Annotated in this window: 16 protein-coding genes and 1 pseudogene; 12 read left to right on the top strand and 5 right to left on the bottom strand. The window is 72.0% G+C overall.

Translation table 11 applies throughout. The annotated features are described in order from the left end of the window. A pseudogene (locus tag H537_RS53555) lies at positions 1-314 on the top strand (IS701 family transposase); the annotation flags it as partial. On the opposite strand, the gene H537_RS46360 reads toward H537_RS53555, so the two are convergent. Then, entirely contained in the window at positions 260-616 is a 357-nt protein-coding gene (locus H537_RS46360) for a GtrA family protein (RefSeq protein WP_084151040.1), read from the bottom strand. The pseudogene H537_RS53555 and the gene H537_RS46360 sit on opposite strands and share 55 nt — an antisense overlap. Positions 617-884: 268 nt before the next feature. After that, positions 885-2,426, bottom strand: coding sequence for a DegQ family serine endoprotease (locus H537_RS0130395; protein ID WP_029000899.1), 1,542 nt, complete (start codon positions 2,424-2,426; stop codon positions 885-887). Between the two features lie 263 nt (positions 2,427-2,689). On the opposite strand from H537_RS0130395, the gene H537_RS0130390 reads away from it, so the two are divergent. Then, a complete protein-coding gene (locus H537_RS0130390; protein WP_169517117.1) occupies positions 2,690-3,397 on the top strand; it encodes a PEP-CTERM sorting domain-containing protein in 708 nt (235 codons plus the stop codon). 6 nt (positions 3,398-3,403) lie between these two features. Here H537_RS0130390 and H537_RS0130385 read toward each other — a convergent pair whose 3' ends face one another. The 3 genes from H537_RS0130385 to H537_RS0130375 form a co-directional block, all read right to left on the bottom strand. Further along, positions 3,404-4,729, bottom strand: a complete 1,326-nt coding sequence (locus H537_RS0130385; RefSeq protein ID WP_029000897.1) for an ATP-binding protein — start codon at positions 4,727-4,729, stop codon at positions 3,404-3,406. A gap of 21 nt (positions 4,730-4,750) precedes the next feature. Continuing rightward, the gene (locus H537_RS0130380) at positions 4,751-5,410 is read right to left on the bottom strand and encodes a response regulator (protein ID WP_029000896.1); all 660 of its coding nucleotides are present in this window, start codon (positions 5,408-5,410) and stop codon (positions 4,751-4,753) included. Positions 5,411-5,480: 70 nt separating this feature from the next. Continuing rightward, entirely contained in the window at positions 5,481-6,152 is a 672-nt protein-coding gene (locus tag H537_RS0130375; RefSeq protein ID WP_084151039.1) for a DUF2076 family protein, read from the bottom strand. Positions 6,153-6,324: 172 nt separating this feature from the next. Here H537_RS0130375 and H537_RS0130370 point away from each other — a divergent pair, with 172 nt between their 5' ends. The 10 genes from H537_RS0130370 to H537_RS0130325 are packed head-to-tail and all read left to right on the top strand — an operon-like array spanning position 6,325 to position 19,662. Next, entirely contained in the window at positions 6,325-7,215 is an 891-nt protein-coding gene (locus H537_RS0130370; protein WP_029000894.1) for an STAS domain-containing protein, read from the top strand. 4 nt (positions 7,216-7,219) lie between these two features. After that, positions 7,220-7,630: an STAS domain-containing protein gene (locus tag H537_RS0130365; protein ID WP_029000893.1), complete on the top strand. Its 411-nt coding sequence runs from the start codon at positions 7,220-7,222 to the stop codon at positions 7,628-7,630. After that, positions 7,605-8,012 carry an anti-sigma regulatory factor gene (locus H537_RS0130360; RefSeq protein ID WP_029000892.1) on the top strand — a complete coding sequence of 136 codons (408 nt, stop codon included), beginning with the start codon at positions 7,605-7,607 and terminating at the stop codon, positions 8,010-8,012. Before H537_RS0130365 ends, H537_RS0130360 begins: the two co-directional genes overlap by 26 nt. Before the next feature lie 25 nt (positions 8,013-8,037). Beyond that, on the top strand, positions 8,038-9,030 hold the full coding sequence (locus H537_RS0130355; RefSeq protein ID WP_029000891.1) for a SpoIIE family protein phosphatase: 993 nt from the start codon (positions 8,038-8,040) through the stop codon (positions 9,028-9,030). Continuing rightward, positions 9,027-10,781, top strand: coding sequence for an ATP-binding response regulator (locus tag H537_RS0130350; RefSeq protein WP_029000890.1), 1,755 nt, complete (start codon positions 9,027-9,029; stop codon positions 10,779-10,781). The genes H537_RS0130355 and H537_RS0130350 overlap by 4 nt, the downstream gene beginning before the upstream one ends. After that, complete coding sequence (locus tag H537_RS0130345) at positions 10,778-12,466, top strand: response regulator (protein WP_051243646.1); 1,689 nt, start codon at positions 10,778-10,780, stop codon at positions 12,464-12,466. The genes H537_RS0130350 and H537_RS0130345 overlap by 4 nt, the downstream gene beginning before the upstream one ends. 42 nt (positions 12,467-12,508) lie before the next feature. Beyond that, positions 12,509-13,960 carry a hypothetical protein gene (locus H537_RS0130340; RefSeq protein ID WP_156902013.1) on the top strand — a complete coding sequence of 484 codons (1,452 nt, stop codon included), beginning with the start codon at positions 12,509-12,511 and terminating at the stop codon, positions 13,958-13,960. Next, positions 13,957-15,441, top strand: coding sequence for a hypothetical protein (locus tag H537_RS0130335; protein ID WP_029000887.1), 1,485 nt, complete (start codon positions 13,957-13,959; stop codon positions 15,439-15,441). The genes H537_RS0130340 and H537_RS0130335 overlap by 4 nt, the downstream gene beginning before the upstream one ends. Positions 15,442-15,492: 51 nt before the next feature. Next, positions 15,493-15,918: a hypothetical protein gene (locus H537_RS0130330; protein ID WP_029000886.1), complete on the top strand. Its 426-nt coding sequence runs from the start codon at positions 15,493-15,495 to the stop codon at positions 15,916-15,918. Between the two features lie 27 nt (positions 15,919-15,945). Next, positions 15,946-19,662 (top strand): tubulin-like doman-containing protein, encoded by a 3,717-nt coding sequence (locus H537_RS0130325; RefSeq protein WP_029000885.1) that lies wholly within the window; start codon positions 15,946-15,948, stop codon positions 19,660-19,662. The last annotated feature ends 2 nt before the right edge of the window (positions 19,663-19,664 follow it).

Here is a 19,664-nt window from a genome sequence, read left to right as displayed (position 1 = left end):
GCATCGATTGGATCGTGACCAACGATCTATCTCAGGATTCCACGGATGCAACACAAGAAGCGTGCGGCACGCGTTGGAAGATTGAGCAGTTTCATCGCGAATTCAAGCAGCTCACTGGAGCGGAAAAATGCCAGTGCCGGCGCGGCCGGATGCAGCGCAACCATATTGCTTGTGCCGTGCTGGTTTGGGATTGCTTGGCAGCTCAGGCGCGACAGGTCGGGAAAACACTCTATCAGCTCAAACGCGAGATGCTGTCCAACTATCTAAGAGCCGAGCTGCGCAGCCCGGCGGTGCGGATGGTGCTCGTTGCGTAAGTCCTATGATTGATGGCCAGCCCGGCGCCTGCCGTCACGGCAAAGCGCGGCAGCGTGGTGAAATGGGATTCCCGGCTCTGGAAGGTCAGTCGGGCATTGAGCCCATAATTCACCAAGGCACTGAGGAGAAAACCAACACCCGAGGCCTGCAGCAGCGGCCATCCCAGGCCCAGCGTGAATATCAAGATCAGCAGGTAATGCAGGCCCGTGGCAAACCCGCCGACCAGAAGGAACAAAGTCAGGCGGCGTGCCGAAACGTTATGGCTGGAATTCAGACTAAGGTTGCTGCCCATTGAAGACATGGAAACGCGTCAAGCTGCACAGCCCAGGGTCTCAGGCGCTACACGCATCCAAATACAAGGCGCGCAGATGAGTTCGTTTTGTGCCGTCAGGTTCTTTGCTTCGAAAGAAAAAAATTTTACGCGCCGGGCTTCAGGAATGTCAGCGGAGGTTATTGCGCTCGCCCGGTTCGTGAACTATTTGGAAAAAAATAAGGGTCGACTTGAAGTCGACCCTGGAATCCTGCTTGGATAGATGGCGGCGGCGGGTGCCGCGGCAGGACGCGGTGCCTTATCCGACGATGCGCACCGGCACGAAAATCCGGCTGTCCCCGCGCTGGATCAGCAGCGCCACCGACTTGTCGGACTTGGACACCACCTCGCGCACCTGCTCGATGCTCCTGACTGGCGTGCCGTTGACGGCCACCAGCACGTCGCCGGGCTGCACGCCCGCGCGCGCCGAGGGGCCGGTGGCGTTTTCCACCACCAGGCCGGCGTCCACGCCCGCGCCACGGCGCTCCTGAGGCTGCAGCGGGCGCAGCGCCAGGCCCAGCTTGGCCTGCTGGCCCGGCGCGACGCTGTCGTCGGCCTGCGCCACCTTGGCCGAGCGGTCGGCCGCGTCGCCCAGCCGGGCGCTGATCTCCTCGCGTTTGCCGTGGCGCCAGACCTCCAGTGCCACCTGCTCGCCGGGGCTGGATTGACCGATGAGCGCGGGCAGGTCGCCCGAGGAGACGATGGGCTGGCCGTTGACCTTGCGGATCACGTCGCCCACCTGCAGCCCCGCCTTGGCAGCCGGGCCGCCGGCGTCCACGCTGGCCACCAGCGCGCCCTCGGGCTTGTCGAGCTTGAAGGAGTCGGCCAGCGTCTGGTTGACCTCCTGGATCGCCACGCCCAGCCGCGCGTGGCTGGCCTTGCCCGTGGCCACGATCTGGTCCTTGACCTTGGTCGCCAGCTCGATGGGGATCGCGAACGACAGCCCCATGTAGCCGCCGGAGCGGCTGTAGATCTGCGAGTTGATGCCCACCACCTCGCCGCGCGCGTTGAACAGCGGGCCGCCGGAGTTGCCGGGGTTGATCGCCACGTCGGTCTGCAGGAAGGGCACGTAGCCGTCGTCGGGCAGCGAGCGGCCCTTGGCGCTGACCACGCCCACGGTGACGCTGTTCTCGAACCCGAAGGGCGAGCCGATGGCCGCTACCCACTCGCCCGGGCGCAGGTCGCGCGTGCTGCCCAGCGGCACCGTGGGCAGGCCCTTGGCGTCGATCTTGATCACGGCCACGTCGGTCTTGGGATCCTCGCCCAGCACCTTGGCCTGGAACTCGCGCCGGTCGGTGAGCTTGACCGTCACCTCCTTGGCGCCGTGCACGACGTGCGCGTTGGTCAGGATCACGCCGTCGGCGCTGATGATGAAGCCCGAGCCCTGGCCGCGCACGGGCTGCTGCTGCTGCCCGCCGCGCGGATTGGGAACCGCGAATCCCGGCGGGCCGAAGCGGCGGAAGAACTCGTAGAACGGGTCGTTGGGGCTCATGCCCGGGGGCGCACCGCGCGGCGTGGCCTGCTCCTCGTCCTCGTTGCCCTCGTCGTTGCTCACCGCGCGCATGCCGCTGACGGCGATGTTGACCACCGCCGGGCCGTGGCGCTCCGTGATCAGCGAGAAGTCGGGTGCGCCCGCAACCGCTGCCACGGGTGCGTTGGCCGTGGCGGCGGCGTCACCGGTGGCCGGCACGGCCGCGCCGGCGTGGTGGCTGCTGACGAAGGTGGCGCCGGCGCCACCGATCACGCCGGCCGCCAGCAGGGCCAGGGTCAGCCGGGCAGGGGACATCGACAGGGTGCTCATGAAGGGGCCTCCTTGGCGAGAGTTGTCATTGGACATGCCGCCAATGTGCAGTCGGTCACTTAGACGGCTCTTAAAAAACAGGGCCAGGGTGGGGCACTTTGGCGCCGACACACTTCGGACAAGGTTCGCGGCCCGGTTCACAAAGGCTTCACGATCGGCGCGGACCTTTTGCGGACCATGGCGCCATGCAGCAGCCGACCGGCTGGTGCAAGCAGCTCAACACCACAGGAAGGCAGCAAGCCATGGTCCAGCAGTCGAAGCTCATGACGTTCACGAAAGCCATTGGTACGGCGCTGCTGGCCTGCGGCGCGATGGCCGCGCAGGCGGAGATCGTGGGCAGCGTCACCTACGGCGCGGACCCTCTGGGCGCCAGCGAGGCCGCGGGCTTCTACGGCGTGGTCAAGGGCAACGACACCGACCGCGACGGCAACAAGAAGGTCAACATCAACAAGCTGCCGGTGAACTGGGGCGGCGGCTGGACGCTGGCGGCCAAGGACAACACCGGCAGCAGCGACGACGAGAGCAACACCGTCAACGGCATCAAGTTCAGCGTGGACGCCGGCGCCAAGAGCAGCTCGGGCACCTGGACGCTCATCGGCACCGGCGGCGACCTGTCCACTGGCGATCCGCTGCACCTGGACATGGTGGCGGTGCTGAAATCCAGCACCAAGTTCGCGATGTACTACTTCCAGGACGTGCTGTTCGACGGGTCCGCCGGCGGCGACTGGCTCACGGCCTCGTTCAACAAGCAAGGCATCCGCCAAGCCCTCTCGCACATGAGCATCTACGTGCGCCAGGGCAGCGACGGCGGCTTCGCCTCGCCCATGGGCGAGATGTTCATGGCCACGCAGTTCATGGCACCGGAGATGGCGGAGGAAGCCGTGCCCGAGCCGGGCAGCCTGGCGCTGGCGAGCCTGGGCCTGCTCGGGGCGCTCGGCGTCAGCCGCCGGGCCTCGCGTCGTCACGCCTGAGCGGCTTCAGCCACGCGCGTCGAAGCGCACGTCCACCCGCAGCCCGCCCAGCCGCTGCGACTTCTCCAGCCGCAGCGCCGCGCCGTGCAGCTCGGCGATGGCCTTGACGATCGCCAGCCCCAGGCCGCTGCCCGGCGCCTCGGTGCCGGGGACGCGGTGGAAGCGGTCCAGCACGCGCTCGCGCTCCGCTTCCGGGATGCCGGGGCCGCTGTCCTCCACCACCAGCCGCATCGACGCGCCCTCGCGCTGCACCGACAGGTCCACCGTGCCGCCTTCGGGCGTGTACTTCAGCGCGTTGTCCAGCAGGTTGCGCATGAGGATGCGCAGCGCCTCGGCGTGCCCTTGCACCTGCCCAGGCTCGGCTTGCGGCACGCCCAGGTCGATGCCGCGCGCCTGCGCCTGCGGCACGGCGTCGGCCACCGCCAGGCGCGCCACCTCGGCCAGCGCCACCGGCACCGCCGGCGTCGCCGAGGCGGAGCCGGCCTGGTGGCGCGCCAGCACCAGCAGCTGCTCCACCAGCCGCGTGGCCCGGTCGATGCCGGCCGTCAGGCGCTGGATGGCGCGCTCGCGCGTGGCCTCGTCCGGCGCACGCTGCAGGCCCTGCACCTGCAGCTTCAGCGCCGCCAGCGGCGAGCGCAGCTCGTGCGCGGCGTCGGCGACGAAGCTCTTCTGCGCCTCGAAGGCCTGGCGCACCCGCACGAACAGCAGGTTGAGCTCGTCGGCCAGCGGCTGGATCTCCTCGGGCAGGTCGCGCCCGTGCACCGCGCCCAGGTTCTCGGCCTGGCGCGAGGCCACCTGGCGCTGCAGCCGCTGCACCGGCGCCAGCGAGCTGCTGACCACGGCCCAGGCCAGCAGCATCAGCAGCGGCGCCAGCACGCCGATGGGCGCCACGGTGCGCAGCGCCAGCGTGCGCGCCATCTCGCGCCGCGCCGCCATGTCCTGCGCCACCTGGATCACCTGCGTGCGCGTCTGCAGCGAGAACACGCGGTAGGTGCTGCCGTGCGCCTGCACGTCGGAGAAGCCCAGCACCGCGCGCTGCGGCAGCGCCGCGCGCGCGGCGGACTGGAACACGCGCAGCCCGTCGGCGGTCCAGACCTGCACCACGAACTCGAAGTTCTCGGCCTCGGCCGCATCGGGCAGCCCGCCGCGCGAGGTCAGCCCGGGGCGCAGCGCCAGCGCCATCTGCTGCATGTGGTAGTCGAAGATCTGGTCGGCCTCGGCGCGCGCGGTGCCGTAGGCGGCGATGCCCTGCGCCAGCGCGGTGAGCACGATGGCCGCCAGCAGCAGCCACAGCAGCCGCGCGCGCAGGGATTGCGGCAGTCGAATCCGCATGGGGTCCTCCCGCGTCCTGCGTCAGCCCTTGGGCACCATGTAGCCCAGGCCGCGCACGTTGAGGATGGTGTCCGCCCCCAGTTTCTTGCGCAGCCCGTGGATGTAGACCTCCACGGCGTTGGAGCTGATGCCGTCGCGCCAGCCGTAGAGCTTCTCCTCCAGTTGCGAGCGTGACAGCACCATGCCCGGGCGCGCGATCAGCGGCTCCAGCACGGCCCACTCGCGTGCCGACAGCACCACCGGCTGGCTGCCCACGCTGGCCTCGCGCGTGGCCGGGTTGAGCGAGACGCCCCGGTGCTCGTACACGGGCTCGGCGCGCCCGGCGGCGCGGCGCAGCAGGGCGCGGATGCGCGCCAGCAGCTCGTCGAGGTCGTAGGGCTTGAGCACGTAGTCGTCGGCGCCGGCGTCCAGGCCCTCGATGCGCTGGGCCACGGCGTCGCGCGCGGTGGTGACGAGCACGGGCGTGCGGTCCTTGCGCGCGCGCAGCGAGCGCAGCACCTCCAGCCCGTCGCGCCGGGGCAGACCCAGGTCCAGCAGCAGCAGGTCGTAGGCCTGCGTGTGCAGCGCCGTCTCGGCCATCTCGCCGTCCTTGACCCAGTCCACGGCGTAGTGCTCCGCGCGCAGCAGGTCCAGCACGGCCTCGCCGATCATCGTGTCGTCTTCCACCAGCAGCAGGCGCATGCCCGTCGTCCCTCCTTGAACCGAAAGCGGCGCGCATCATGCACCGCCGCCTGGGGCCCGGAGCCGGTGCTCAGGTCCAGTCGTCCCCGCCCCCGTCGAACTCCCCGCCGTCGCCCAGCATGTCGCCGCTGAACGGGTCGTTGCCCGGGTCCTGGCCGGGGTCCACGAACTCGTTGCCGCTGATGGCGTCCAGCGGCGACTGCATGTCGCCCGACAACAGGCCCTGCCCGGCACCGCCGGCGCCGCCGGCGCCGGGGTGGTCGTGCTCATGGAACAGCGCATCCAGCCCGTGGAAGAGCAGGCTGCCGCCCAGCACCCCCGCGCCCACCGCCGCGGCGTTGCGCAGGAAACCGCCGCCGGCCGACGCCGACGCCGCCGCGCCCGGCCCGTACCCCGGACCCGATCCGGGATAGCCGGGGTTCGCCCCGGCGGGCGCGCCGCGCTGGAAGAGGCCACCCCAGCGCGACGGCGACTGCGCCGTGCCCGCGGACTGCGGCGGGGCGTAGCCCTGGGCCGGCTGGCGCGGCGCCTGTCCCTGGCGCAGCTGCCGCAGCTCGGCCTGGGCCTGTTCCAGCGCCAGCTCCAGCATCAGCGCGCGCTGCAGCAGCAGGTAGGGCGCGTCGGGCCGCACCTTCAGCAGCGCGGCCAGCTCCAGCGCGGCGTCCTCGTCCTGGGGCGCCTCGGGCGCGCGCGACAGGCGCGTGACCAGGCGCACGACCCGGAGTCTTTCCTCTGCGTTCATCAGCTGTCTCCTGTGGCGGTCACGGCGGGAAGCGCCGCGATTCGAAGAATCTAGAGAGCAACCCTTAGACCGGCCTGAATCCGGGTCTGTCCCAAGGGCTGCGACTCACCGCCTGGAGCCCCTGCGGCGCCGACTATGATGGGTCCGATACCCCCAAAGGAGCGATTCACACATGGCACAGGCTGGTACGCAGGTCACCTCGGAGCTGCTCAACGCCCACGAAGCAGAGGTGCTGCAGCAGTGGTTGCAGCAGCTCAAGGAAGACGGGGCGCTGCACAGCGGCCGCATCCGCGAGGGCGAGCTGCAGACCCAGTGCAGCCAGTTCCTGCGCCTGCTGCGCGAAGCGCTCGGCGCCGGCACGCAGGACATCGACGCTCCCGCCTTCGCCCCGGTGCGCGAGATGCTGAGCGACGTCTCGGCCTCGCGTGCCACGCAGGGCTTCAGCCCGCGCGAGACCACGCTCTTCATCTTCTCGCTCAAGCAGCCGCTGTTCGACGTGTTCGGCCGCCACGCGGTGGCCGACCAGACCGTCATGATGGCCGCCAACTGGAGCATGGGGCTGCTGCTGGACCGGCTGGGCCTCTACACCATGGAGGCCTACCAGCGCACGCGCGAGGAGCTGATCGTGCGCCAGCAGCAGGAGATCGCCGAGCTCTCCACGCCCGTGATCAAGCTGTGGGACGGCATCCTGGCGCTGCCGCTCATCGGCACGCTGGACAGCCAGCGCACGCAGGTGGTGATGGAGAACCTGCTGGAGTCCATCGTCCAGCAGAGCGCGGGCATCGCCATCATCGACATCACCGGCGTGCCCACGGTGGACACGCTCACCGCGCAGCACCTGCTCAAGACCGTGGCCGCGGCGCGGCTCATGGGCGCGGACTGCATCATCAGCGGCATCCGCCCGCAGATCGCGCAGACCATGGTGCACCTGGGCGTGGAGCTGGACGTGGTGTCCAAGGCCACGCTGGCCGACGCCTTCGCGCTGGCGCTGGCCCGGCAGGGCCGCGGCGTCATGAGGCGCCGCACCGACGCGCTTTCCGGCGGCCACGCACCGCAGGCCTGAGCCCATGGACCGCATTCCCATCCTCAAGCTGGGCAACGTGCTGCTGGTGACGATCCAGGTGGACATGCACGACGAGCTGGCCTCGGCGCTGGAGGAGGACCTCACCCAGCGCATCGTCGCGGTGGGCGCGCGCGGCGTGCTCATCGACATCTCCGCGCTGGAGATCGTGGACAGCTTCATGGGCCGCATGCTGGACAACATCGCCGCGGTGTCGCGCATCCTCGACGCCGACACGGTGGTGGTGGGCATGCGCCCGGCGGTGGCCATCACGCTGGTGGAGCTGGGCCTGTCGCTGCACGGCGTGAAGACCGCGCTCGACGTGGACAAGGGCCTGGCGCTGATCGCCGGCTCCGCGCGCCACGCCTGGCGCAACGCCGTGGCCTCCGACGATGAGGACGGCGCCTACGGTGAGTGACGTCCTGGAAATCCGAAGCTCCGAGGACGTGGTGCGGGTGCGCCAGCGCGTGCGCGCCGTGGCGGTGGAGGCCGGGCTGAGCCTGGTGGACCAGACCAAGATCGTCACCGCCGCCAGCGAGCTGGCGCGCAACACGCTGGACTACGGCGGCGGCGGCACGGTGCGCATCGAGCTCGTGGCCGGTCCGCGGCGCGGCGTGCGCATGCAGTTCGAGGACCAGGGCCCGGGCATCCCCGACATCGCCGCCGCGCTGCGCGACGGCTTCACCACGGGTGGCGGCCTGGGCCTGGGCCTGGGCGGCGCCAAGCGGCTGTCCAGCGAGTTCGCCATCGACTCCACGCCGGGGCAGGGCACGCGCATCACGATCGCGCGTTTCAAGTGAACGACCACCACGGGAGCGGCAGTCCATGTTCGAAGTGATGGTCAACGATTCCAGCGCCGTGGCCGAGGCGCGGCGCCGCGCGGTGGCCGCCGCCGCGGCGCTGGGTTTCGACGAGGTGCGCGCCGGGCAGCTCGCCATCGTCGCCACCGAGCTGGGCACGAACCTGCTCAAGCACGGCGGTGGGGGCGGGCGGCTGCTGGTGGGCTGCGGCAGCGACCGCATCGAGCTGCTGGCGCTGGACAAGGGCCCCGGCATGACCGACGTCGCCGCCTGCATGGCCGACGGCTACTCCTCCGCCGGCACCGCGGGCAACGGCCTGGGCGCCGTGCGGCGCCTGGCGCAGTCCTTCCACGTCGCGTCCTGGCCGGGCAAGGGCACGGCGGTGCAGGCCTGCCTGTCGCGCAGGGGCGAGGCGGCCTGCGAGCCGGCCCATGACGAGGCGCTGGGCGGGGTGAGCATCGCCAAGCCCGGCGAGCGCGCCTGCGGCGACGCCTGGGCCACGCATGCGGACGGGCCCGTGCGCACCGTGTTCATGGTCGACGGCCTGGGCCACGGCACCGAGGCCGCGGTGGCGGCCAACGAGGCGGTGGCGCAGTTCCAGCGCAGCCGCCACGAGCCGCCGACGCAGATCGTGCACGCGGTGCACCAGGCGCTGCGCCACACCCGCGGCGGCGCGGTGGCGGTGGCGCGCATCGACCCGGGCAGCGCGACGGTCTCCTTCGTGGGCCTGGGCAACATCGCCGCGGCGGTGGTGGGCGGCGGCACGGTGCGGCGCATGGTCTCGCACAACGGCACCGCCGGGCACAACGCGCGAAAGATCCAGGCCTTCGACTACCCCTGCGGCCCCGGCGCGCTGCTGGTGATGCACTCCGACGGGCTGTCCTCCGGCTGGTCGCTGGACGCCTACCCGGGCCTGCAGCGCATGCACCCGCTGCTGGTGGCCGGCGTGCTCTACCGCGACTTCGCGCGCGGGCGCGACGACGCCACCGTGGTGGCCGCGCGCACGGAGGCGCCATGAACCAGGTGCTGGCCCGGCTGCCGCTGGCCACCGCGGCCGACGTGGTCGCGGCGCGGCAGAACGCGCACCGCCTGGCCGAGCGCCTGGGGCTGGACCGCCAGGCGCAGACGCGCATCGCCACCGCCGTGTCGGAGATGGCGCGCAACGCCTTCACGCACGCGCGCGGCGGCGAGGTCGAGCTGGCGGTGGACGCGCCGGCGCAGCCGCAGCACCTGTGCGTGACGGTGCGCGACCGCGGCCCGGGCATCGCCGAGCTGCAGGCCGTGCTCAACGGGCAGAAGACCTTCCAGCCCGGGCGCGGCACCGGGCTGCCCAGCGCGCGGCGCCTGGTGGACCGCTTCGAGATCGAGTCCGCGCCCGCCGGCACCACGGTGCGGCTGTGGCAGCGCATCCCCAAGGCGGCCGCGGCGCGGCTGGCGCCGGCAGCGTTGCAGGCCCTGGGCGCCGCGCTGGCCGGGGCGCGGCCCGATCCAATGGCGGCGCTGCACGAGCAGGACCGCGAGCTGATCCAGAGCCTGGCAGACCTGCAGGAACGCCAGACCGAGGCGGAGCGCCTGAACCGCGAGCTGGAGGAAACCAACCGCGGCGTGGTGGCGCTGTACTCGGAGCTGGACCAGAAGGCCGAGCAGCTGCGCAGTGCCAGCGACATGAAGTCGAAGTTCCTGTCGCACATGAGCCACGAGTTCCGCACGCCGCTGAACTCGATCCTGGCGCTGACGCGGCTGCTGGCCGACGGCGTGGACGGCGACCTCAACCACGAGCAGCAGCGCCAGGTGGAGTACGTCCGCCGCTCGGCGCAGGGGCTGCTGGACATGGTCAATGACCTGCTGGACCTAGCCAAGGTGGAGGCCGGGCGGCTGGACATCCGGCCCGAGGCCTTCAGCGTGGACGCGCTCTTCGCCGGGCTGCGCGGCTCGCTCAAGCCGCTGCTGGTGAACCCGGCAGTGGAGCTGGTCTTCGACGAGCCCACGGGGCTGCCCGAGCTCTACGCCGACGAGCAGAAGGTGACGCAGGTGCTGCGCAACCTGATCTCCAACGCGCTGAAGTTCACGCAGCGCGGCCACGTGCGCGTGGGCGCCCGCCACGACGCGGGCAGCGCCCGCATGGCGTTCACGGTGGAGGACACGGGCATCGGCATCGCGCCGGAGCACCTGCAGACCATCTTCGAGGAGTTCACGCAGGTGCAGGGCGCGCTGCAGCGCGGCGGCACGGGGCTGGGGCTGTCGCTGTCGCGGCGGCTGGCGCAGCTCATGGGCGGCGACATCACGGTGCGCAGCACCCCGGAGATGGGCTCCACCTTCGAGCTGTACCTCCCCCTTCGTTACGGGAGTTTCGCCGAGGTCCCGGAACCCGGCGAAGGCACGCCGGATGCCGCACAGCTCGTGGTGATCGATGACGAGGAGGCCTTCCGCTACGTCATCCGCCACATCGCGCAGGATGCGGGGCTGCGCGTGCTGGAGGCGGAGGACGGCGAGGCCGGGCTGGCGCTGGTGCGGCAAAGCCGTCCGGACGTGGTGATCCTGGATCTGCACATGCCGCGCCTGGACGGCTTCGCCGTGCTGCAGGCGCTGGCGGCCGACGCGCAGCTGCGCACGGTGCCGGTGGTGGTGTGCACGTCGCAGGCGCTGTCGCTGGACCAGAAGCGCGCCCTGGCCGCCGCCTACGCCATCGTGCCCAAGCACGACATCTCGCGCGACGGGCTCACCACACTCATCCACTCCGTGATCAATCAAGGGCGAGGGACTGCATGAGCGGCAGCAGCAGCATCAACGAGGGCAGCGCCGGCGCGGACGGTGCCCAGGGCAACGGCGCGGCGACCATCCTCAACGTCGACGACACCGAGCCCGCGCGCTACGCGAAGAACCGCACCCTGCGCCACGCGGGCTTCGAGGTGGTGGACGCTGTCTCGGGCCGCGAGGCGCTGGCGCAGATGGAGACGCTGCGCCCGGCGCTGGTGCTGCTGGACGTGCGGCTGCCCGACATCAGCGGCATCGAGGTGTGCAAGCAGATCAAGCTGCGCTGGCCCACCACCATGGTGCTGCAGACCTCGGCCACCTTCACCAGCGCCGCGGACCGCACGCGCGGGCTGGAGGGCGGCGCCGACGCCTACCTGATCCAGCCCATCGACCCCGACGAGCTCGTCGCCGCCGTGCGCGCGCTGCTGCGGCTGCATGCGGCCGAGAGCGGCACGCGCTCGCTCAACGAGAGCCTGGAGCGGCGCATCGAGGAGCGCACCCGCGCGCTGCACCAGGCCAACATCCGGCTCATCGAGCAGATCGCGCAGCGCGAGCGCGCCGAGGCGGTGCTGGTGCAGTCGCAGAAGATGGAGGCCGTCGGCCAGCTCACCGGCTCGATGGCGCACGACTTCAACAACATCCTGGCGTCGATGGTGGGCTACATCCACCTGGTGCAGCGCCTGTCGGGCGACCCGAAGCTCAGTGCGCTGCTGGACAAGGCGCTGGCCGCGGCCGAGCGCGGCAAGCAGCTCACGCTGCGGCTGCTGGCCTTCTCGCGCAGCAACGACCTGGTCACCGGCCCCACCGACGTGCGCACGCTGCTGCTGGGCCTGCGCGACTGGCTGCGCCAGGCGGTGGAGAGCGCCATCGCGCTGGACATCGAGCTGTCCGACGGCGCCGAGCTGGTGGCCGTGACCGACGCCAACCAGCTGGAGCTGGCGATCCTCAACCTCGTGCTCAACGCCAAGGACGCCATGCCCCAGGGCGGCAACATCAGCATCGAGGCCCGCGCGCAGCAGCTGGCCGAGCCCGAAGGGGAGCTGCTGCCCGGCGCCTACGTCGTCATCACCGTCACGGACACCGGTACCGGCATGACGCCGGAAGTGGCGGGCAAGGCCTTCGACCCCTTCTTCACCACCAAGCCCGTGGGCCGCGGCACGGGCCTGGGGCTGGCGCAGGTGGCCAACGTGGCGCGGCTGTCGCGGGGCGGCGCGCGCATCGCCAGCGAGCCGGGGCAGGGGACGCAGGTGTCGCTGTGGCTGGCCGCGGGCAGCGGCGCGGAACTCTCGCCCTTGGAGGAGCGCACGCTGCCGCGCAACCTGGCCGGGCGCGGCGAGCGGGTGCTGGTGATCGACGACGAGCCCGACATCCGCCGCACCATGGCCGAGCTGCTGCGCGACAACGGCTACGAGGTGCTCAGCGCCGCCGACGGCGGCGCGGCGCTGTCGGCCTACGCGGACTTCTCGCCGCAGGTGCTGCTGCTGGACCTGGGTCTGCCGGGGGGGCTCAGCGGCATCGAGGTGGCGCGGCGGCTGCGCCAGCTGTCGCCGCTGCTGCCCATCGTCTTCGTCAGCGGCCACGCCGACCGCGAGCTGCTGTGGACCGCCGTGCCCGGCGCGCGGCTGCTGCGCAAGCCCTTCCAGACCGAGGAGCTGTACGCCGAGGTGCGGCGCTGCCTGGACGAGCGGCAAGAGGCCTGAGGGGCGATGGCGACCCGCGGCGCGACGGACGGAACCTGGCCCTTGGCTTCCGGCACCTGGCGCGCCGGCAGCGCGGCTCGCGCCGGCTACAGGCTGCTGGCCACGGCGCTGGGGCACGAGCCGTCCGAGGGGTTGCCGGCCGCGGACCTGCGCGCGCTGTTCCAAGCCCCGGCCGACGGGCCGCTGTACCCGCCCGAATTCCTCTTCAGCCCGGTGGACGGGCGGGCGCTGGAGAGACCTGCCGAGGCCAAGCCGTGGATCGCGCCCTTTGGCGTGCCGCCCGTGGCGGCGACCGCGCCGGTCCACGCCCGCGGCCTGCTGCGGTGCGTGCAGCCGCTGCGGCTGGCGGCCCCGCGGGCCGTGCGTGAGGAACCGGCGCCGGCGGATGCGCGGCTGGCGCAAGTCCCGCCCGGGCACTACGAGTTTTTCTCGCTGCGTGCGGCCACCGCGGCGCCCGTGCTGCTGGCGCTGGACCCCGACCAGGGCGTGCCCCTGGCGTACCTGCCGCACAGCCGACGCTGGGAACCGCTGGCGCATCCGCAGGACCGGCTGCCTGCGCTTTCGGGATTGCCGCGCGCGTCCTGGCGCTGCGAAGTCGCGCAGGGCCGCAAGGGCTGCCGGCTGCTGCTGCCCACGCAGGCCGGCCTCGTGCGGCTGCTGCCCGATGTGCCGGCACTGCGCTTCGACCTGGAAGACGTGGGCGAGGCGCCGGCCCTGGGCAGTCCGATCCAGTTCGGCCGCCAAGTGTGGCTGCCGCTGCGCGGTACAGACGGCGGTGTGCAGCTCGCGGGCCTCGACGCTCACAACACGCTGGTGCAGCTGCCGCTGGCCGGCGGCCCCCGCGCTGCGGTGGCCGGGCCGCTGCAGGCGCCGGTGTCCACGGCGCAGTGGGCGGTGTGGCCCTGCGCCGCGGGCCAGTTGCGGCTGCGCCGCCGCGACGACGCTTTCGAGGCCGACTTCATGTCCTGGCCCGAGGGGCTGAACCCGGTGTTCGACTTCGGCTGCCCGTACCTGGCCCCCACCGGCAAGGTGTGGCAGCTGTGCGAGGACGAGCGGGCCGAGGGGCAGTTTCTCTACCTCCAGCTCGGAGAGGACCACGCCGAGCGCCAGGAGCTGTCCTCGCCACGCTCGTGCTCGGGCCGCGCCAGCTTCCGCTCCGCGGTGCGCGACCGCGACCTGCCTTGGGAGGAGCCCCTGCATGCCGACGACGGCCGCGAGCCCCGGGTGATGCTGCCCTTGCTGGAGAGCGCCGAGACCGGCGCCGTGGTGGGCTTGCGCGTGCCCGTGCTGCGCGGGCTGCGGGCCGTGTTCGAGCCCCCCGCGCGCAAGCCCTGCGTGCTGTTGTTCGATGACCCGCTGGACGGCGAGCAGGTCCTGCTCGACCTGTCGGGCGTGTCCGAGCCCTGGCGCACGCGGCTGTTCGTGCACGACGGCCACCTGTGGGCCTGCCACCCGGAACTCGACGCCATTCCCGGCTGGAGGCTGGCGCAGTGACCCCGCCGCGCTGCCAGGTCGCCGCCATCGTCGTGCTCGCCGCGGCGCTGCCGGTGCCGGCAGCGGCCATGCAGCACGCCTTCCTGGTCCAGAACTCGGGCTGGATGGAGCCCTTCTACGCCGACCCGGCCTCGCCCTTCAAGGCGCTGGTGGCAGCGGTGGCGCAGGCGGCGGTCGAGCCGCAGGACACGGTCTACACCCTGGCCTTCAGCCAGAGCAGCGCGGCCAACGAGTCGCCGCGGCTGCTATCCAAGGCCCAGGGCGCGGGCGAGGTGGCGCGCCACCTGGGGGCGCTGCAGGTGGCGCGCAAGGGTGCCGGGCCGGCGCTGGCGGACACCGACTTCCAGGAGGCCATCACCAAGACCATCACCGGCCCCTTCGGCGCCGCGCCAGGGGTGCTGTGGATTTTCACCAACAACCGCAACAGCCCCGGCAACGACCCGCGCACGGCCGAGCGCAACCGCGACTTCTACCGGCTGCTGCACCTGGAGCCCTCCATCACCCGCACGCTGGCGTTCCCGCTGAGCATGCCGGTGCAGGGCCGGCTCTACAGCGCGCGCGGGCTGATGGTCTATGCGCTGGCCTATGGCCAGAGCGCCTCGCAGGCCCTGGAGAACACCCTGGCCAAGGGCGCCCTGTCCCGGGTGCTGACGCAAGCGCCGGCACGCCTGAAGCCGCTGGACCAGGAGGCCGTGCGCATCGTCCCCGAGGCGGTGGCGAACGCCCGCCAGCTGCGCGCAAGCCTGGGCAGCGACCAGCGCACCATCGTGCTCGATGCGCAGTCCGGCGATCTGCGGCCCGAAGTGGTGCTGCAGGCCTCGCTGCAGAACCTGTTCTATCCCTACGCCATCCGCGAAGCCGAAGTGCACGCGCGGCTGGACGCCGCCGGGCAGCAGCTGCCGGTGCAGGTGACCCCGGCGCGGGTGCAGGCGCTGCAGCCCGGCGCGCGCCAGCCGGTCGAGGTGCGGCTGGCGCTGCCCATGGCGCAGGTGCCCTCGGCCTGGTCGGCGCAGGCGCTGGCGGCCATGGGCAAGCAGGTGCTGCTGCCGATGACGGTGGAGATCGGCCTGGCCGGGCAGCGGCTGGGGGTTTCGCCGGCCTTTGCCGAGCAGATGGCGGCGCTGTTTCCCGGCGATCCGCTACCGGAGGCGTTCACCCCGCCCGAGAGCGCGCGCGTGTCGCGGGCACGCGTGCCGCTGCTGTTGCGCGTGCAGTACCCGCTGGCGCCGGTGGTGGCGTTGCTGGGCGGCGTGCTGGCGCTGGTGGCGGGCGGGGCGGGCGCGGCGGTGGCCGCCTCGCGCAGCCGGCGCTACGAGCTGGCGGTGGACGGGCTGCAGCGCGCCGTCGTGCTCAAGCGCTTCAGCCGGCTGTCGGTGCGGGACCCCGAGGGGCAGGTGGTGGGCGAAGTGCGGCGCGGCTGGGGCCGGCCGCGGGTGGTTTCGACGGCGCAGGGGCACACGCTGGCCTTCACCGGCCGCTGAACGGGGTCCCTGCGCGATCCCGGGCACGCAAAGAGGCAAAAGGAGATCGCGATGGCGCAGGGAGACTTGTCCAACAGCAGCAGTGGCTTCAGCCTGCCGCCGCCCGGCGGCGAGGCCTCGGTGCCCAGCGGGACGGCCACGACGGCGATGCCGGGCGGCGAGGCGATGCCGCTGCCGCCCCTGGCCGACACCACCTCGCGCGACCTGCTCGTCGGCGGCGCGATCCTGCTGGTGCTCTTCATCGGCTTCTTCTTCGCCAAGAACGGCTACGCCAACGCGCTGGTGGCGCGGCGCGTGCCGCCGGTGAAGGCCAATGCGGCGGGCTGGGGGCTGTTCGTGGCGCTGGCCAGCATCGGCACGGCGGTGGTGCTCAGCGCGGTGAACGCCGCGCGCTTCATGACGCCGCTGATCCTGGTCCCGCTGGGCGCCGTGGCGCTGCTGTCGCTGGGGCTGATGGTGTTCAACGGCCGCCGGTAGCCGGGCCGTGCAAAGGGAGGCATGCACATGGCGACGAACGACGGTGGCAACGAAACCGAAACCGCGCCCGGCACCGGGCGCCGTGCCGACACCAGCATCGACGTGCGGCCCACGCTGTTCATCGGCGTGGGCGGCACCGGCATGGAGGTGCTGCTGCGGCTGCGCCGGCGCATCCTCAATGCGCTGTGGGGCCCGGCCGGCGCGCGGCTGCGGGTGGAAAGCCTGGCGGAGTTTCCGGTGGCGCAGTTCCTGCATTTCGACCTGGACACCGGCGCCGTCATCGAGCACGGCCGGGCGCAGGCCGACGACCTGCAGTACGAGCTGGTGCGCTTCAGCGATGACGAGAAGGTGGTCGAGCCGCTGGACATCCAGAAGTACAGCCGCGACGACGACGCGCTGGAGAAGTACCCCAACGTCAAGGAGTGGCTGCCGCTGACCCCGCGCAAGATGCGCGAGCTGGGCATCGATCCCGAGCGCGGCACGGGCCAGGTGCGCTGCCTCTCGCGGCTGTACTTCTTCGACAAGTACGCCAAGACGCGCGACAAGGTGCGCCTGAAGCTCAAGGACCTCAAGGCCGGGCTGTCGCACGAGCGGCAGCTCGCGCGGCTGGGGCTCAACATGGAGAGCAGCAAGTTCCGCGTCGTGGTGGTCGCCTCGGTGGCCGGCGGCACGGGCTCGGGGGCCTTCCTCGACATGGGCTGGCTGGTGCGCTGGCTGGCGCGCGCGGAGGTGGGGGCGGCCGACGTGGAGCTGATGCTGCTGCTGCCCACCGGCTACGCCGGCGCCAACAAGGACCGCACCGAGGCCAACAGCTATGCCGCGCTGATGGAGCTGGAATCGGCCATGCGCGGCAACCGAGCCCAGGTCGGGCGCTGGGACCCCTACGACCAGCCCGAGCTGCCGCCCGAGCCCTACAACGAGGTGTACCTGGTGGACACCGGCAACCTGGCGCGGCAGCACACCAAGCACGTGTCGGACGTGCACTTCATGCTGGCCGACGCGCTGTTCGAGGACTTCCTCTCGGGCGACTTCGCGCGGCGCAAGCGCTCGGTGGGCGTGAACCAGGCGCAGCACAAGAACCAGCTCCACGACGCCCGGCTGCCGCACAACCGCTTCGGCGATATGCGGCTGTCGTTCTCGATGCGCTACTCCGCCTTCGGCCAGGCGGTGCTCGACACGCGGCAGGCGGCGCGGCGCGAGCACCAGGCGCACCGCTGGGCCGCGGGCATGCTGCAGGCCTTCTTCGGCGTGGGCGCGGCCGACGCCCTCGCGCACCGCGCCACGGACCGGCAGCGCGACGACTTCATGGCGACCTACCTGGCGCTGCGGCCCATGCCCTTCGGCGCCTTCCCGCAGTTCTCGGATCCCGAGATCGAGCTCAAGCGCTCCAGCGGCGAGTTCATGGACTACTTCGTGGTCGAGGAGCTGCTGCAGGACCGCCATGGCCCGCTGGTCGCCGGCGTGGAGCAGCGCGTGAACCAGCGCATGGACGAGATCCGCAGCGGCTTCGACCGCAAGGAGTGGCCCGCGCAGGTGCGCGACGCAGCGCGGCAGCTCGAACGCGACGCGGTGCGCGACCAGGACTCCACCGCCGACACCACCGAGGACCGCGTGGCGCGGCGCCGCCGCGAGCAGCTGCTCAAGATCCAGGCCGCTGTGCGCGACCAGCTCTACGCCTACCTCGACAACAAGGACTACGGCGGGCTGGAGTACGTGCTGTCGCTGGTGGAACAGGTCAAGGACCGGCTCGAAGCGCCGGGCAGCGGGCTCATCGCCGCGCTGCGCACCAACGCCGAGCGCTACCGCGAGATCAAGGAGGCGGTGCGCAGCCGCGAGTTCGAGCGGCTGCTCAACAACCTGGAGCAGACCCAGGGCCGGCTCTTCGGCGGCGGCGAGAAGCAGGCGGTGGCCGTGATGGACCACCTGCGCCAGGAGATGGCCAATGCCGTGAGGTTCCACCTGCGCGCCAAGGCGGCCGACGAGGCCGCGCTGCTCATGGGCGAGGTGTCGGAATGGCTGGGCCGCAAGGGCGGCGTGGACGCGCAGGGGCGCGCCGTCTGGAGCGGCCTCATGGGCGAGCTGCAGGCCGGGCGCGAGGCGGTGGTGGCGATGCTGGCGCAGCTGCGCCGCGCCGACACCATCCTGCAGCGCGACCTGGGGCAGGAGCACGCCACGCTGATCCCGGTGGAGGCCGCCGAGCCCGAGGTGCGCCTGCCCGGCGCGGTGCAGCTGCGCCAGTGGGCGGACGAGGCCTTCAAGGACCTGGGGGGCTCGCAGGTGCTGTTTCCGCTGCTGCAGGACCCGGCCCGGCGGCAGGCGCTGCTGTCCAAGGTGCAGCGCATGGCCGAACGCCAGCTGGTGCGCGCCGGGCTGGAGCACAGCCCGGGCGCCGCGGCCGACCCGCTGGCCGAGGCGCTGGCCGGCATGGACCCGGCCCGGCGCCAGGGCCTGTTCCGCCGGCTGCTGGCGTGCGCGATGCCGTGGGTCGATGCCAACCTCGGCGGCGACGTCGCGGTGCGCGCCGACCAGTACAAGTGCTTCCTGGGCGTGGCCGACGCCCAGGCCTTCGAGCGCGCGTACCGCGCCGAGCTTGACACCTGCATGCCGACCGTGGCGGGCATCACGGCGGCGCAGCTCTCGGTGGTGGAGACCGGCCAACCCGGCCGTGCCGTGTGCTACTGCGAGCTCTCGGGCCTTCCGATGACGGTGCTGCGCGGGCTCGAAGGCTGGCGCGCGAGCTACCGCAAGGAGGCCGAGCGCATCCCGACGCATGCTCACATCGACGTGACGCAGTTCAGCCACCCCATCGCCCCGAGCACCGAGGAGATCGGCCGGCTGGCGGAGGACTTCAAGCAGTTCCTGCTGGCCGTGATGCTGGGCGTGCTCACGCGCTCGGCGCAGCGCATCGTGCCGCCGGGGCAGTACCAGTTCGCGGTCGCGCGCGGCGACCTGCGGCGCATCGGCAACGAGCGTGCGATCCGCCAGAACGGACTGCCGCCGGCCTACCGGGAGGCCATCGTCGCGCGCGTGCAGGAGCACCTGGCCGAGGCCGATGCTGTGCAGATCGCCGCCCTGGCCACGCTGTGCGACTACACCGAGAGCGCCGTCTACACGCCCAGGCTCGTGGCCGACGCCACCGGCGTCGAGCAGGTGCGCAAGGGCTTCGCCAGCGCGATCGCAGCCGAGCTGAAGCTCGATCTGCGCGAGCGCGCCCGCCGCAAGGGCCTGGCCGAACGCGAGTTCGAGCCCCTGGCGCATGCGCTGCACGCCCGGCTGAAGGAATGGACGCTGCCGGTGCCCGACTCCGACGCCGACGCCTTCGAGTGGGAAGTGCGCGCGCCCGATCCGGGCGGCGAGCCGCGCCTGAAGCACGTGCTGCGCCCGGAAATGCTGCAGCCCGGCATGCTGGCGGCGCTGGTGCAGCCGGCCGCCACGGTGTCCGTGGCTGGCGTCGGGCCGGGAGTAGGGGTCGGCGCGATGCCGCCGCCGCTGCCGGGCGCACCGCCCCTGCTGGCGCCGCAGCACCAGTACTTCCTGGGCGTCAACGGCCAGCAGTACGGTCCCTTCGGCACGGCGCAGGTCATCCAGATGGTGCAGGCCGGGCAGGTGGCCGCCATGGGCACCAAGGTGTGGCGCCAGGGGCTGCCGGCCTGGGTGGAGCTGGCACAGCTGCCGGAGCTTGCGGCCCTGCTGCCGAGCGGCGGCCCGACGCAGCCGCCGTCGATGCCCCCGCCGCTGAGCTGAGC

The organism is Azohydromonas australica DSM 1124 (genome assembly GCF_000430725.1).
Lineage (GTDB): Bacteria > Pseudomonadota > Gammaproteobacteria > Burkholderiales > Burkholderiaceae_C > Azohydromonas > Azohydromonas australica.
This window is presented reverse-complemented; position numbering and strand designations above follow the sequence as displayed.

Bases quoted from the DNA above. Each gene is read 5' to 3' on its own strand.
- H537_RS0130375 (WP_084151039.1), bottom strand. From the start codon at position 6,152: ATGAACGCAGAGGAAAGACTCCGGGTCGTGCGCCTGGTCACGCGCCTG.
- H537_RS0130355 (WP_029000891.1), top strand. From the start codon at position 8,038: ATGTTCGAAGTGATGGTCAACGATTCCAGCGCCGTGGCCGAGGCGCGG.
- H537_RS0130365 (WP_029000893.1), top strand. From the start codon at position 7,220: ATGGACCGCATTCCCATCCTCAAGCTGGGCAACGTGCTGCTGGTGACG.
- H537_RS0130330 (WP_029000886.1), top strand. From the start codon at position 15,493: ATGGCGCAGGGAGACTTGTCCAACAGCAGCAGTGGCTTCAGCCTGCCG.
- H537_RS0130360 (WP_029000892.1), top strand. From the start codon at position 7,605: ATGAGGACGGCGCCTACGGTGAGTGACGTCCTGGAAATCCGAAGCTCC.
- H537_RS0130380 (WP_029000896.1), bottom strand. From the start codon at position 5,410: ATGCGCCTGCTGCTGGTGGAAGACGACACGATGATCGGCGAGGCCGTG.
- H537_RS0130345 (WP_051243646.1), top strand. From the start codon at position 10,778: ATGAGCGGCAGCAGCAGCATCAACGAGGGCAGCGCCGGCGCGGACGGT.
- H537_RS0130325 (WP_029000885.1), top strand. From the start codon at position 15,946: ATGGCGACGAACGACGGTGGCAACGAAACCGAAACCGCGCCCGGCACC.
- H537_RS0130370 (WP_029000894.1), top strand. From the start codon at position 6,325: ATGGCACAGGCTGGTACGCAGGTCACCTCGGAGCTGCTCAACGCCCAC.
- H537_RS0130390 (WP_169517117.1), top strand. From the start codon at position 2,690: ATGACGTTCACGAAAGCCATTGGTACGGCGCTGCTGGCCTGCGGCGCG.
- H537_RS0130385 (WP_029000897.1), bottom strand. From the start codon at position 4,729: ATGCGGATTCGACTGCCGCAATCCCTGCGCGCGCGGCTGCTGTGGCTG.
- H537_RS0130395 (WP_029000899.1), bottom strand. From the start codon at position 2,426: ATGAGCACCCTGTCGATGTCCCCTGCCCGGCTGACCCTGGCCCTGCTG.
- H537_RS46360 (WP_084151040.1), bottom strand. From the start codon at position 616: ATGTCTTCAATGGGCAGCAACCTTAGTCTGAATTCCAGCCATAACGTT.
- H537_RS0130350 (WP_029000890.1), top strand. From the start codon at position 9,027: ATGAACCAGGTGCTGGCCCGGCTGCCGCTGGCCACCGCGGCCGACGTG.